Origin of the sequence: Roseococcus sp., assembly GCF_965227005.1 — a bacterium.
Classification (GTDB): domain Bacteria; phylum Pseudomonadota; class Alphaproteobacteria; order Acetobacterales; family Acetobacteraceae; genus Roseococcus.
On record NZ_CBDDFJ010000017.1, the window covers coordinates 163,599 to 178,091 of the forward strand.

Consider the following 14,493-nt stretch of genomic DNA (forward strand, 5'->3'; position numbering starts at 1 on the left):
ATTGGCGTATACCTATTTAACATACCTAAATTCGCCCAAAGGGAATGGACTTCCCCCAGGTTTGGGGCAGCTTCCCCCGCGCAAATCGGGGTGGGACTGAGATGGGACGGAACGACAGCGGCGTAGCACGCCGGACACTGGGCCTCGGCGCTGCCGCGGTCCTCGCCGCGCCGGGCATCGCGGCCGCACAGGGCCGGCGGATGCTGAAGGTCATCCCCCGCGGCGATCTCGCCGTGCACGACCCGCTCTGGACCACCGCCTACCCGACCCGCGACCACGCCTTCATGGTCTTCGACACGCTCTTCGGCCTGGATGCCGGCTTCCGGCCGCAGCCGCAGATGGTCGATACCTTCGGCACGGAGACCGACGGCAAGGTCTGGACATTGAAGCTGCGCCCCGGCCTGCGCTTCCATGACGGCGAGCCGGTCCTGGCGCGCGACTGCGTGGCCTCCATCCGCCGCTGGGGCGCACGCGACACCTTCGGCCAGACCCTGATGGCCGCGACCGAGGAGCTCTCGGCGCCCGACGACGCCACCATCCGCTTCCGCCTGCGCGCCCCCTTCCCGCTGCTGCCCTATGCGCTGGGCAAGGCGAGCCCGAATATCTGCGTGATGATGCCCGAGCGGCTGGCCCGCACCGAGGCCTTCACCCGCGTCACCGAGATGGTCGGCAGCGGTCCTTTCCGCTTCCTGCCGCGCGAGCAGATCACCGGCTCCTTCTTCGCCTATGAGCGTTTCGAGGGCTATGTCCCGCGCGCGCAGGGCACCCCGGAATGGACCGCGGGGCCGAAGCGCGTGAATCTCGACCGCGTCGAGATGCATGTGATCGTGGATTCCAGCACCGCCGCGGCCGCCCTGCAGCGCGGCGAGATGGACTGGTGGTCCTGGCCCGAGGCCGATCTGCTGCCGCTCCTGGCGCGCAGCCGCGACATCACGCTGCGCGAGGCGGACCCGACGGGCCTCATCGGGACGCTGCGCCTCAACCACCTGGTGGCGCCCTTCGACAACCCGGCCATCCGCCGGGCCGTGCTGCGCGCCGTCCGCCAGGAGGATTTCATGTCCGCCGTCGCCGGCACCGATCGCCAGTACTGGCGCGACGGGGTGGGCTATTTCTGCCCCATCTCGCCCATGGCCAGCCAGGCCGGAATGTCCGCGATGGACGGCAATCTCGATGCCGCGAAGCGCGAACTGCGCGAGGCGGGCTATGCCGGCGAGAAGATCGCCCTGATGGGCAGCAGCATCTCGATCCTGAAGGCCACCACCGACGTGGCCTACGACCTGTTCCAGCGCCTGGGCCTCAACGTCGAGTATCAGGCCATGGACTGGGGCACGCTGGTGCAGCGGCGCGTTCGCAAGGAGCCGGTGGACCAGGGCGGCTGGAGCGCCTTCGGCACCTTCTGGGGCGGGCTCGACCATTTCGACCCCGCCGTCCACGCCTTCCTGCGCGGCAATGGCGGCGAGGCGGCGCCCGGCTGGCCGGACAGCCCGCGCATCGAGGAGCTGCGCGGGAAATGGTTCGCCGCGGCCGAGCCCGCCGAGCAGAAGCGCCTCGCCGAGGAGATGCAGCGACAGGCCTTCCAGGACGTGCCCTACATCCCGATCGGGATGCAGCGCGCCATCACGGCCTACCGCAAGAACGTCACGGGCATCCTGGACGGCGTGCCCGTCTTCTGGAACCTCGAGCGGGGCTGAGGGAAGCCTAGCTCCAATCGGCCACCATCACCGCGCCCGTCGAGGATTCGGTGATGAAGGCCCGCCCGCCTTGCAGCGCGAGATTGGTCACCGTCGCGCCCCGGCAGGATTTCAGCCGCGCCACCACCTCGCCCTGGTGGCTGAGCACGAAGACGCAGCCGAGCGAGGCGTGGCAGACCATCAGCCGCCCCTGCCCGTCGACCGCCATGCCGTCCGGCCCGCTGGTGCCGTGGAAGCTCGCGAAACGGCCGACCTTGGAGGTCGTGCCGTCGGCCAGCAGCGGCACGCGCCAGACGGAATTGTCGCGCGTCATGGCGACGAAGAGCACCTCCTCATCGGCCGAGAGCGCGAGGCCGTTGGGGCTGGGGCCGTTGGAGATCAGCAGGTCCAGCCCGCCATTCGCGCGCCAGCGATAGACGCGGCCCGTGGGGTCCTGCAGGCCGGTCTGGCCCTGGTCGGTGAAATAGAGATCGCCGTTGCGGGCGAAGACGAGGTCGTTCGGCCCCTTGAAGCGCTCGCTGTTGCGCCGCGCCAGCGCCGGGGTCACCGCGCCGGTCGCGAGGTCGAGCGAGAGGATGCCCTGCTTGTAGTCGGCGATGAACATGCGCCGGCCGTCGGGATGCAGCGCGAGGCCATTGGGCTCGCCGTCATATTCCGCGACGAGCGCCCATTGGCCCGGCGCATCCAGCCGGAAGATGCGGCCATGCGGAATGTCGGTGACGTGCAGCCGGCCCTCGGCGTCGAAGCAGGGGCCTTCCAGGAAGCAATCTACCGGATCTCCGCGCTTATTGGCGCGGGACCAGTCGGTGACGATGGCGCGGCGATGCGCGGGCGGCATCTCGGCGAAGAGGGTGGTGAGCGTTTCCATGGGCCGAGCCTAGCGCGCTCAACCGAAGGCGCCCACCTCCTCGCTGACCGCCGCCGAGCAGCCCCGCACCAGCGCGAAAAGCCGGCGCATCGGCTCGAAGATCTCGGCATGTTCGCGCGCATAGCTGGTTCGGCTGTCGCGCCCGGCGGGTTCGTGGAAATCCAGCCCCACCACCGGATCGGGCGCGGCGGGGAATATCTCGGCGAGGAGGTCCAGCGCCGGCTCCACGTCGAGGGCGAAGATGCGGCGGATAACCGTCTCGCGCGTCGCGCCATGGCGGGGGGAAAACTCCGGCACGGAGATCGCCAGCAGCCAGAGCCGATGGATGAGCGAGAGCCGCAGCGCATGCAGCAGGACCAGCCGCTCGGGCATGCTCGGCAGCTCAGGCCAGGCGGCGCGCAGTGCGAGGTGGTCGGCCTGGAGGCGGCGGAACATCCGCCAGAGCGGCGCCTGGAGGCCGACGGCGTCCAGCGGCGCGGCCACGGCCAGCAGCTGCTCCGCCCTCCCCGGCCGCGCCGTGGCCGCCGCGCGGTCGAGCCAGGTGCCGGGATCGAGCGTGCCGATCACCGCGCGCACCACGCCGATATCGGAGCATTCGGCCGCCCGCGCCGCCATGGCCAGGGCGCGGGCGAAGCGGGGCGACTTCTCCCGCAGCTCGGCGAAGAGCTCGGGATTGGCCGCCGCCGCGCGGCCCAGCCCGTGCAGCGAATTCGCGAGCCAGCCTACCTGATGCAGGATGGCGTTGTTGGGGATGGCGCGCAGCTGCGAGGGGTGGGTGATGCGCACCGGCCCGCCCAGGTCGGATTGCCGCGCGGCAGGGCGCGAGCCGGTCTTCTCCAGCAGCCCGGGTCCGAAGCCGCCGAGCAGCGCGGCATAGCCGGGATCCTCGACCAGCTCGCCGAATTCGCGCCGGATGGTGGCGAAGAAATCGGCGCCGTAATCCGCCTCAGCATAGATGGGATCGTCCGTGTCCTGCGGCCGGCGGAAGGCGTGCTCGGCGATACGGGCGATGGTCGATTGCGCCAGCGCCTCGGTGCCGAAAAGCATATAGCCGTCGCCGCCCTGGAAGCTCGATTCCTCGCGCACCGCGAAGCCGGCCTTGGCCAGATTGTATCGGGCCTGCGGCGGGAAGAGGTAGTGCAGCCGGTCGGTCAGGCTCTTGGGGTGCGCGCCGCGGCCGATGCTCTCGCCATGCGTGTCGAAGAGCACGAGCTCCACATCCGACATGCCGTGCTTCCGCAACAGTTCTGCGAGGCGCAGCTTCAGCCGCTCCACCAGATAGGAGGCGGCGAGCTGGCCCACATAGCGCCCGCTGTCCGAATAGCCGAATTGCAGGCACAGCCGGCCGTGCTGGCGCAGATAGTCGCGGAAATGCGGGCTGCGCAGCGCCTCGTCCAGCACGCGCTCGCCGCGCTCCAGCGCCGAGGCGGTCTCAAAGAGCGGCGAGATCTCGACATGCCGCTCCACGCCGAAATGCCGGGCCAGCCAGAGCGCGGCGAGCAGGGTATATCCCGTCTCCGTCTCGGCGATCAGGAAGCGGATGGGGATGGAGCCGTCCACATGCTTCACGATCTGGGCGATGCTCATCATGAGCTTCGCGGCCGAGGCCTGTTCGGCGAAGAGCCCGCCGAAATCCACCGGCTGCGGCGCCCCGCCCGCCAGCGCCGCATTGACCTGGCCGAGCAGGCCGCGCCGCTGGGAGAGGTCGTCGGGCGAGGTGGTGATGTCCAGGCGCTGGCGCAGCGCGTTATGCAATTGCGCCGAGTTCAGGCGGAAATGCGTGTGGGCGAGCGACAGCCCATGCGCCGCGAAGCCGGCCCGTGCGACGGCGATCCTCAGGCGGACCGCCTCATCCGGTGCCGCGGCCAGCGCCGCGTCGAACAGGGGCATGAGCGCGGAGAGATCCGTCATCGCCGCCTCGCGATGCAGCACCATCTCGCCCGAGAGCTTTTGCACCGATTCCGGATCGGGTTTCGCGGGCACCGCCTCGGCCTGGCGCGCGACGGCCTCCAGCGCCGTTGCGATGCGCGCGACGACCGGTTGAGCGGCCTCGCCCAAGGGTTCCAGCTGCGCGGAGATCCGCTCGAGCTGATAGCGCTTCATGTCGAGGCGCAGCTTCAGCGTGTCCCACCAGCCGATATCGGTGCGGCCATCCGTGTCGTAGCCGACCCAGCTGGTCAGCACGATCGGGCGCGGCAGGAGCGTGTGCCAGCGGTCCGGCCAGACAGCGCGCGCCGCGCTAAACAGCGCCTCGGCGAGACGGTCCAGGGCGTCGCGTCCGCGCAGGATGGCCGCATTGGCCTGGGTGAACTCCTCGCGCAGATCGACGGGCGTGGGGCGGTGGGGAATGCCGCGCGGCGGTGCCTCGCCGGTCGTGGCGGCCTCGGCGAGGCTGGCGGCGGTCACGGCGGGCAAGGAGAAGGTCGGGTGCGCGGTGAAGACGGCGGCGAAGCGCGGGCGCTCCACGGAGGATTTGAAGGTGGCGAAGGGCACCGGGCTGTCGAGCGGATCGGGCCGCACCAGCCGGGCCGCGAGGGCCTCCAGCGCGACGGCCGGTGACGTGCCGGGCACATGGCCCAGATAGCCGGCAAGACGCCTGGCCCGCCCGGCGGCGGCATCGTCCGAGAGGTCCTGGACCAACCCCTCCAGCCCGTCCATGCCCAGCGAGCCGTCATCGAGCCGCCGGCTGATGGCCAGGGCCAGCAGCAGCACCGGATCGCCGAAGGGATCCTCGGCCGAGGCGAGGCGCGCGGCGTGCAGCCGGGCCAGCAGGTCATCCAGGAGCGAAGGTGGGGGCATCGCGTCATGCATTCCGGCATGCTGCACCTGCGAAGGTCCCGGACTCCAGTGAAAACGACCGGACCTATCCGCGAATGACGGTGCGGATGGCGAAGCTCGACTGGATGCGCGCCACGCCGGGCATGCGGCTGAGCTGCTCCTTGTGGATGCGCTCGTAATCGGCGGCGTCGCGCGCCTCGACGCGCAGCAGGTAGTCGGCGATCCCGGTCATGAGGAAGCATTGCCGCACCTCGGGGCAGCGGCGCACGGCGGCCTCGAAACGCTTGAGATGCTGGTCCGTCTGCCGGTCCAGCGTGATCTGCACGATGACGGTGACCTGTCCGGGCTCGGCCTGCTCCTCCAGCACGACGGTATAGCCGCGGATGGTTCCGGCATGCTCCATCAGCCGCAGCCGGCGCAGGCAGGCCGAGGGCGAGAGCCCCACCGCCGCGGCCAGGGCGGCATTGGTGATCCGCGCATCCTCGCGAAGGTGGCGGAGCATGGCCAGGTCGATCTCGTCGAGCGCGTGCATCCGCATATTCTGTGACTCCTTTGCAGAATCTTGCAATAAGGCGATGAACTTCGTCGATTCCGCCACGATACGCACGGAACGACGCCCGACTTCGGCCCTATCCTCCATCGTTCCCGCCATTGGAGATTCGGGAATGCGCATCCTCGTCCTGGGCAGCGGCGTGGTCGGCGTGACCAGCGCCTGGTACCTGGCGAAGGCCGGCCATGAGGTCACCGTGGTGGACCGCCAGCCCGCCGCCGGGATGGAGACGAGCTTCGCCAATGCCGGCCAGGTCTCGCCCGGCTATTCCGCCCCCTGGGCCGGGCCTGGCATTCCCATCAAGGCGATCAAGTGGCTGCTGATGAAGCACCGTCCGCTGGTGGTCTGGCCGCAGATGGACGCCGCCTTCTGGTCCTGGATGATCCGCATGCTCGGCAATTGCACCGAGGCCGCCTATGCCACCAACAAGGGCCGCATGGTGCGCGTCGCCGAATACAGCCGCGACATGCTGCGCGAGCTGCGCGACGAGACCGCCATCCAATACGACCAGCGCATGCAGGGCACGCTGCAACTCTTCCGCACGCAGAAACAGCTCGACCATGTGGGCGCGGACACGGCCGTTCTGGCCAAGGAGGGCGTGCCCTTCGAGGTGCTCGACCCCGCCGGCTGCGTGGGCGCCGAGCCGGCGCTGGCCCGCGTGCCGGGCAAGTTCGTGGGCGGGCTGCGCCTGCCGGGCGACGAGACGGGCGATGCGCATGTCTTCACGCAGGAGCTGGCCAAGCTCGCCGCCGCCGCGGGCGTCACCTTCCGCCAGGGCGTGACCGTCAAGGCCATCCTCGCCGAGGGCGGTGCGATCACGGGCGTGGAGACCGACCAGGGCCGCATGACGGCCGATCGCTACGTCGTCGCCGCCGGCAGCTTCTCGACAGGTCTGGTGAAGACGCTGGGCATCTCCATCCCAGTCTATCCGGTGAAGGGCTATTCGCTGACGCTGCCCATCACCAACCCTGACGCCGCGCCCGTCTCGACCGTGATGGATGAGACCTACAAGGTCGCCATCACGCGGCTGGGCGACCGCATCCGCGTGGGCGGGACCGCGGAGCTCTCCGGCTTCAAGCTGCATCTGAACGAGTCCCGACGGGACACCCTGGCCTTCTCCGTGGGAGACCTCTACCCCGAGGGCGGGGATGTCCAGCGCGCCTCCTTCTGGAGCGGGTTGCGTCCCATGACGCCCGACGGCACGCCGATCATCGGGCCGACGAAGTACCCCAACCTCTTCCTCAACACGGGCCACGGCACGCTGGGCTGGACCATGGCCTGCGGCTCGGGGCGTGTGCTGGCGGACCTCGTCTCCGGCCGCAAGCCCGATATCGAGACAGGGGATCTCGCCGTCTCGCGCTACGGCTGAATTGCCGAGGTTTCACCATGCGCGCCCGGGCCATTCATGGCACAAGGGGCGCGTATGGCCGATCCTCCCGCCGCCCGCAGCCGCAGCGTCGCCTCGCTGCGGCTGATCCTCCCCTATCTGAAACCCTATGCCGGGCGCGCGGTCGCGGCGGCGCTGGCGTTGCTGGTCGCGGCGGGGCTTCTGCTGTTGATCGGCCAGGGCGTGCGCCAGCTCGTCGATGTCGGCTTCGCCGATGCCAGCCCCCAGGGGCTCGATCGCTCGGCCCTGCTGATGTTCCTCATCGTGGCGTCGCTGGCGCTGGCCTCCTCCACGCGCTTCTACCTCGTCTCCTGGCTCGGCGAGCGCGTGGGCGCGGACCTCCGCCGCACCGTCTATGACCATGTGCTGAGCCTCTCGCCCGCCTATTTCGAGACGGCGCGCACCGGCGACATCCTCAGCCGCATGACGGCGGATGTGGCGCTGCTCCAGGCGCTCATCGGCTCGGCCATCTCCATGGGGCTACGCTCGGCCCTGACGGCGGCCGGCGCCCTGGCCATGCTGGTGACGACGAGCCCGAAGCTGGCCGGCATCGTCGTGGTGGTGGTGCCCTTCGTGGTCGCGCCGCTGGTGCTCTTCGGCCGGCGCGAGCGCCGCCTCTCGCGCATCGCGCAGGAGCGCGTGGCCGATCTCGCGGCCACCGCCGAGGAGACGCTGAACGGCCTGCGCGTCGTCCAGGCCTTCACCCATGAGCCGGAGGAGCGGCAGCGCTATTCCCGGCAGGTCGAGGACTCCGTCGCCGCCGCGCTGCGCCGCGTGACGTCCCGCGCCGTGCTGATCCTGAGCGTGGTGCTGCTCGGCTTCGGCGCCATCACGCTGAGCCTGTGGATCGGCGGGCATGACGTCATCGCCGGGCGCATGTCCCCCGGCGAGCTCTCCGCCTTCGTCTTCTATGCCGTGCTGCTGGCCAATAACGGCGCGGTGATGAGCGAGCTCTGGGGCGAGATCCAGCGCGCCGCCGCCGCCGCCGACCGGCTCATCGAAGTCATCGAGACCAGGCCCTCCATCACCGCGCCGGCGAGCCCCGCCTTGCTGCCCATGCCCCCCCAGGGCCGCTTCGCCTTCGAGGACGTCACCTTCCACTACCCCACGCGGCCCGATGCCCCCGCGCTGGATCGCTTCTCGCTGAAGGTGGAGCCGGGCGAGACGGTCGCCCTCGTCGGTCCTTCGGGTGGGGGCAAGACCACCGTACTGCAGCTCCTGCTGCGCTTCTACGATCCCACTGCCGGGCGCGTGACCATGGATGGCGTGGACATCCGCAGGCTCGACCTCGCCGATCTGCGCCAGCGCCTGGGCCTGGTGCCGCAGGAGGCCACGATCTTCAGCGCCAGCGCCGCCGAGAACATCCGCTACGGCCGCCCCGAAGCGTCCGACGCCGAGGTCGAGGCCGCCGCCCGCGCCGCCGCCGCGCATGAATTCCTGGCCGCCCTGCCACAGGGCTATGCCAGCCCGTTGGGCGCGCGGGGGGTGATGCTCTCGGGCGGTCAGCGGCAGCGCGTCGCCATCGCGCGCGCCATCCTGCGCGACCCGCCCGTGCTGCTGCTCGACGAGGCGACGAGCGCGCTGGACGCGGAATCCGAGCAGGCCGTGCAGCGCGCCGTCGCGCATCTGTCGCAGGGGCGCACCACGCTGGTCATCGCCCATCGCCTCGCCACCGTGCGCCGCGCAGACCGGATCGTCGTGCTGGAGGGCGGGCGCATCGCGGCGCAGGGGCGGCATGAGGATCTCGTCGCGCAGGGCGGGCTCTATGCGCGGCTGGCGACGCTGCAATTCGCCGCGGAGGCGTGACCGCGCCGTCTTGAGCCCGGCGCCGGGGAGTGCTGTCGTCCTTTCCGAAGAATGGGGGGATTTCGAAAATGGAAGATCGCAGGATCGAGGCGCGGCCGGGGCTGGTCTTCGACGTCTCGGTGGCGGGCGCGGCGGATGCGCCGCTGGTCCTTCTGCTGCATGGCTTCGCCGTCTCGCGGCATCTGTTCGACGCGCAACTGCCCGCTTTGGCGAGCGCGGGCTATCTCGCGGTCGCGCCGAACCAGCGCGGCTATTCGCCCGGCGCGCGGCCCGATCCCGCCGATGTCGCGCAATACGACATCCAGCTGCTGATCGAGGACGCGCTCGCCGTGGCCGATGCCATGGGCGCGCGGCGCTTCCATCTGGTCGGGCATGACTGGGGCGGCAGCCTGTCCTGGGACATCGCCTCCCATTACCCGGAGCGGCTGGCCTCGCTGACCATGCTCTCGCGCCCGCATCCCGGCGCCTTTGGACGGGCGATGCGCGAGGATCCGGAGCAGCCGCACCGCTCGCGCCACCACAAGGCCTTCCAGGATCCCAGCGCGGTCGCCACGCTGCTGGCCGATGACGCGGCCTGGCTGAGGACGCGGCACGCGGCCAATGGCATTCCGCCGGCGGCGACGGAGAAGCACCTGTCCGTCATCGGCAACCCCGCCGCCATGGAGGCGGCGCTGGCCTGGTACCGCGCCCGCGGCACGGTGCATCGTCCGATCGGACCGATCAGCGTGCCGACGCTTTTCATCTGGGGCGATGCGGACGACACAGTGGGCCGCATGGCGGCCGAGGGCACCGTGGACTTCGTGACCGGGCCGTACCGCTTCGAGGTCCTCCCCGGCGCCGGCCATTACGCGCCGGACCAGATGCCGGAGCGGGTCTCGGAGCTCTTGCTGGAACATCTGCGGCAGCATCCGCTCTGACCCTCGGTTTCAGGGCGCTCGGGGTGCGGGGACACGGCTTGTCCTCGCGGCCCTTTCCATGCCCGAAAAATTGTGCACACTTGTGTCTGTGAATATTGTCGACCATCCCCGTTCCGCCGATCGCCTCTTCGCCCTGGTGAAGGCCATGGCGGTCACCTATCGCTTCCGCCCCGGCGAGCGGATCAACGAGCTGGAGCTGGCGCGGCAACTCGGCACCAGCCGCACGCCTTTGCGCGAAGCACTGAACCGGCTGGCGTCCGAGGGGTTCCTCACCGCCTCGCCGAACCGCGGCTTCCACATGCGCCCGCTGGACGCAGCGGAACTGACCGCGCTCTACGAATATCGCGCCGTGGTCGAGATGGGGGCCATCCGCATCGCCTGCGACCGCGCGACCAATGAAGGTCTTGCCGCCCTGGCCGCGTTCTGCGAGGCCGGCGTGCGGGAGGTGGGCGCGGATCCGCAGGCCCTGCACCAGCTCCGCTTCGACGAGGAATTCCACGAGCGTATCGCGGCGCTGACCGCCAACGCCGAGATCCTGCGCGCCGTGTGCGGGCTGAACGAGCGCATCCGCTTCGTCCGATGGATCGGCCTGCGCAAGGGCGGCCAGCGCGGCCTGCCCGAAGGACATCGTGCCATCCTGGAGGGCCTGATCGCGCGCGACGTGAGCGGCGCGATGGCCCTGATGCAGCAGCACGTGGCCGAGCGCACGGAGCGCATCGCCGAGATCATCCGCGACAGCTTCGCGGAACTCTACACCGACAATCTTCTCGCCGCGCATGTGCTGGACGCGGCCGTCTGACTGCGGGAGCCGCCCCGCAAGAGGGCGGCACCGGGAGTGCCTGGACCACACGGTTGATCGCGCTGGAGATTGCCATGCTTCGCCGTAGCCTGCTTGCCTCGCCCCTCGCCCTGACCGCGCCTGCCCTGGCTCGATCCGCCTGGGCCCAGACCTACCCGGACCGCCCTGTCCGGCTCGTGATCCCCTACCCCGCCGGCGGCTCGCTGGACGTGGTGGGCCGCGCGGTCGGCCAGAAATTCCAGGAGATGACCGGCCAGCCGCTGGTGCTCGACAATCGCGGCGGCGCGAGCGGCACGCTGGCGGCGGATTACGTCGCGAAGTCGCGGCCGGACGGGCTGACGCTGATCCTGGCCAGCGCCGCGCAGCTCTCCATCGCTTCGGCCCTGCAGCCGGGCCTTCCCTACGATCCGCGCACGGACCTGGTCCCGGTCTCGCTGCTGGTGAGCACGCCCTACGCGCTCTTCGCCTCCGCCGCCTCGGGCGTGACGGACCTGGCCGGCGTGCTGGCGCGCGGCCGGGCGCGGCCGGGCCAGGTGCCCTTCGGTTCCCCGGGCAATGGCTCGCTCGGGCACCTCGCGCTCGAGATGTTCGCGCAGGCCACCGGCACGCAATGGCTGCATGTGCCCTATCGCGGCGCGGCGCAGGTGATGAACGACATGGCCGCCGGCACGGTGGACCTGACCTTCACCGTCACCGCCTCGGCCAGGCCGATGGTGGAGGCCGACAAGGTGCGTCCCATCGCGCTCGCGGGTCCGGAGCGCACGGACGTCCTGCCGCAGATGCCGACCTTCAGGGAGCTGGGCTACCCGCAGGTGGAGTGCGAGCTCTGGCTCGGCGTCATGGCGCCCAAGGGCGCGCCGCCGGCCATCGTCGCGCGCCTCGACGCCATCTTCCAGGAGGCGCTGCGCGATCCCGAGGCCCGCGCCACGCTGGCGCGTTCGGGCGCCGCCATCACCCATCAGGGCCCCGCGCAGTTCGCGCGGCTGCTGGAGTCCGATTATCCGCGCTGGGGCGAGGTCATCCGCCGCGGCAACATCACCCTCAACTGAAGCATCCTCAACTGAGAGGGATCCCCATGGATTCGATCACCGGCCTCGCGCCCTCCGGCTCGCTCGGCAGCGGCTACAACATCGAGGCGTTCAAGCGCGGGCTCTCGCTGAACCCGCATTTCATCGGCCAGGACGCCGGCTCCACGGATATGGGCCCCTACTACCACGGCACCGGCCGCACCTTCCTGCCGCGCGCCACCTATAAGCATGACCTCGCGATCATGCTGAAGGCCGCCCGCGCGGCGAGGATTCCGCTGCTCGTGGGCTCCGTGCTGACCAGCGGCTGCGACGAGACGCTGGAGATGGGGCTCGACATCATCCGCGAGATCGCGAAGGAGGAGGGCCTCTCCTTCCGCATGGCGGCGATCAGCTCCGAGATCCCGAAGGCCGAGCTGAAGCGCCGCATGGCCGCCGCCCCCTTCGAGAGCATCGGCCCCGAAGGGACACTGACCGACGAGATTCTCGACCGCTGCGGCCCGATCTGCGCGCAGATGGGCTCCGAGCCCTTCGTCAAGGCGCTCGATGCCGGCGCCGAGGTCATCATCGCCGGCCGGGCCTGCGACGACAGCGTCTTCGCGGCGCTGCCGGTGCTGAAGGGCTTCGACACGGGGCTCTCGCTCCATTGCGGCAAGATCCTGGAATGCGCGGGGCTCTCCGCCATCCCCTACGACCTCGGCGAGCCGATGCTGGGCACCATCCACAAGGACAACTTCATCGTGGAGCCCGGCAATGCGGCGCATCGCTGCACGACCGTCTCGGTGGCGGGCCACTCGCTCTACGAGCGCGGCGACTTCGAGTTCCAGCCGGGCCCCGGCGGACTGAACGACCTCAGCCAGGCGGTCTTCGAGCAGATCGACGAGCGCCGCGTGCGCGTCTCCGGCAGCCGCTTCGTCCCCGACGCGCAGTACAAGGTGAAGCTGGAGGGCGCCGAGCAGGTGGGCTTCCGCAGCATCGTAATCGTCGGCATCCGCGACCCCATCATGATCCGCGAGCTCGACCCGCTGCTGGAGGAGACCAGGGAGCGCGCCGAGCATCGCTTCGGCATGAAGGCCAACGGCATCCACCTGCGCTTCCGCGCCTATGGGCGCGACGCGGTGATGGGTCCGCTGGAGCCGGGCGGCGCGCCGCCGCGCGAGATCGGGCTGATGGTCGACGCCGTCGCGCCGACGCAGGAGCTGGCGACCGGTGTGGCCATGTATGCCCGCGGCCATCTCCAGCACGCGAGCTATCCGGGCATCCTGACCACGGCCGGCAACATGGCCTATCCCTTCTCGCCCTTCGGCATCCCGGTCGGGCCGGCGCATCGCTTCTCGGTCTATCACCTGATGCCGCTGAAGGACGCCTGCGAGATCTTCCCCATGACCCTCGAAGAGGTGCGGAACTGATGTCAGCCCCCCTTTCGAACCAGGGCGAGACGCTCGACAAGATCGCCAAGGTGATCCGCAGCAAGAATGCGGGCCCCTTCGAGGTCACCTTCGACATCATGTTCGACGACGCCGCGGCCTATCAGCGCGTGAAGCGCAGCGGCGTGATCGAGCCGGTGCGGATGGCGGCGGCCTACAACATCCCGGTGAAGGATGTGCTCGTCTGCAAGCCCTTCGACGCGGCGCTGGCCTTCAAGGTGACCATCCGCCGCCCGGTCTCCTCGGGCGACCTGATGGACACGGATGTCTACGGCTGCCAGCAGCACGTGCCGCTGACGGCGATCGTGGTGCCCGTCGCATAGTTGAAACATCGAGCACCTTGCGCCACGCTGCGCGGCGACAGCGGAGAAGTGGCATGGGCAAGGTCCTCGATGACATGGCGATCGCGCGCTACCGGCGCGACGGCTATGTGACGCCGATCCAGGGCGTCTCGGCCGAGCAGGCCGAGGCCTGGCACCAGGATGTGCGGCGCTGCTGCGGCGAGGCGGAGCGCCCGGTTTCCGACACCGGCATCCGCCAGCCCTCGACGCGGGTGAAGCCCTATCTCCTCTTTCCCTGGGCGGCCGACCTCGTGCGGCATCCGGCGATCCTGGACGCGGTCGAGGACGTGATCGGCCCGGATATCCTCATCTTCCACACCACGCTGTGGTGGAAGGCGGCCGGGACCGAGGGCTTCGTGCCCTGGCATCAGGACGCGACCTATTTCGGCCTGGCGCCGCATGAGCATGTCACCGCCTGGCTTGCGCTCACGCCCAGCACGCTGGAGAGCGGCTGCGTCACCGTCCTGCCGGGCTCGCACAAGCATGGGCAGCTGCCGCATGCCGACCGAAAGGATCCGCGGGTGATGCTCTCGCGCGGGCAGAGCGTGGCGGTGGAGGTCGAGGAGCGCGCGGCGGTGCCGATCCTGCTGCAGCCCGGGCAGTTCTCGCTGCACGACACGCTGGCCCTGCATTCCTCCGCGCCCAATCGCTCGAACCACGACCGGATCGGGCTGGGGATCAGCTACATTCCCGCGCGGGTGAAGCATGTGGGGCCGACGCGGCTCTCGGCGACGCTGGTGCGCGGCGAGAACCGCCACGATCATTTCGATCTGGAGGCGCGCCCCCGGGCGGAGGCCGACGCGGCCGCGCGGGCGACCCATGCGGACAGCATCGGGCGGTTCTGGATCGCCAGTGAATCGATCCCGGAGATGAAGCTGGTTCACTAGTTTACGGCGCCTTCGTT

Annotated in this window: 12 protein-coding genes; 9 read left to right on the plus strand and 3 right to left on the minus strand. The window is 70.1% G+C overall.

The window, feature by feature from the left end; translation table 11 throughout:
- The first annotated feature begins 101 nt into the window (after positions 1-101).
- On the plus strand, positions 102-1,691 hold the full coding sequence (locus tag ACO057_RS07300) for an ABC transporter substrate-binding protein (protein WP_421990130.1): 1,590 nt from the start codon (positions 102-104) through the stop codon (positions 1,689-1,691).
- Positions 1,692-1,698: 7 nt separating this feature from the next.
- Here the strand turns inward: ACO057_RS07300 and ACO057_RS07305 are convergent, their stop codons facing one another.
- The 3 genes from ACO057_RS07305 to ACO057_RS07315 form a co-directional block, all read right to left on the minus strand.
- Positions 1,699-2,559: an SMP-30/gluconolactonase/LRE family protein gene (locus ACO057_RS07305; RefSeq protein ID WP_421990132.1), complete on the minus strand. Its 861-nt coding sequence runs from the start codon at positions 2,557-2,559 to the stop codon at positions 1,699-1,701.
- Between the two features lie 18 nt (positions 2,560-2,577).
- Positions 2,578-5,358 carry a phosphoenolpyruvate carboxylase gene (locus tag ACO057_RS07310; protein WP_421990134.1) on the minus strand — a complete coding sequence of 927 codons (2,781 nt, stop codon included), beginning with the start codon at positions 5,356-5,358 and terminating at the stop codon, positions 2,578-2,580.
- Between the two features lie 64 nt (positions 5,359-5,422).
- Complete coding sequence (locus ACO057_RS07315) at positions 5,423-5,875, minus strand: Lrp/AsnC family transcriptional regulator (RefSeq protein ID WP_421990136.1); 453 nt, start codon at positions 5,873-5,875, stop codon at positions 5,423-5,425.
- A 127-nt stretch (positions 5,876-6,002) separates the two neighbouring features.
- Between ACO057_RS07315 and ACO057_RS07320 the strand changes: the two genes are divergently transcribed.
- From ACO057_RS07320 to ACO057_RS07355, 8 genes are all read left to right on the plus strand, one after another.
- The gene (locus ACO057_RS07320) at positions 6,003-7,256 is read left to right on the plus strand and encodes a D-amino acid dehydrogenase (RefSeq protein ID WP_421990138.1); all 1,254 of its coding nucleotides are present in this window, start codon (positions 6,003-6,005) and stop codon (positions 7,254-7,256) included.
- 54 nt (positions 7,257-7,310) lie between these two features.
- Entirely contained in the window at positions 7,311-9,080 is a 1,770-nt protein-coding gene (locus ACO057_RS07325) for an ABC transporter transmembrane domain-containing protein (RefSeq protein WP_421990140.1), read from the plus strand.
- 68 nt (positions 9,081-9,148) lie between these two features.
- Positions 9,149-9,997: an alpha/beta fold hydrolase gene (locus ACO057_RS07330; RefSeq protein WP_421990142.1), complete on the plus strand. Its 849-nt coding sequence runs from the start codon at positions 9,149-9,151 to the stop codon at positions 9,995-9,997.
- Positions 9,998-10,085: 88 nt separating this feature from the next.
- Positions 10,086-10,796 carry a GntR family transcriptional regulator gene (locus tag ACO057_RS07335; protein ID WP_421990144.1) on the plus strand — a complete coding sequence of 237 codons (711 nt, stop codon included), beginning with the start codon at positions 10,086-10,088 and terminating at the stop codon, positions 10,794-10,796.
- Positions 10,797-10,870: 74 nt separating this feature from the next.
- On the plus strand, positions 10,871-11,845 hold the full coding sequence (locus ACO057_RS07340) for a Bug family tripartite tricarboxylate transporter substrate binding protein (protein ID WP_421990146.1): 975 nt from the start codon (positions 10,871-10,873) through the stop codon (positions 11,843-11,845).
- Between the two features lie 26 nt (positions 11,846-11,871).
- Positions 11,872-13,230, plus strand: a complete 1,359-nt coding sequence (locus tag ACO057_RS07345; protein WP_421990148.1) for an acyclic terpene utilization AtuA family protein — start codon at positions 11,872-11,874, stop codon at positions 13,228-13,230.
- Entirely contained in the window at positions 13,230-13,571 is a 342-nt protein-coding gene (locus tag ACO057_RS07350; protein ID WP_421990150.1) for a DUF4387 domain-containing protein, read from the plus strand. Before ACO057_RS07345 ends, ACO057_RS07350 begins: the two co-directional genes overlap by 1 nt.
- A 53-nt stretch (positions 13,572-13,624) precedes the next feature.
- A complete protein-coding gene (locus tag ACO057_RS07355) occupies positions 13,625-14,476 on the plus strand; it encodes a phytanoyl-CoA dioxygenase family protein (RefSeq protein WP_421990152.1) in 852 nt (283 codons plus the stop codon).
- Positions 14,477-14,493 lie beyond the last annotated feature (17 nt).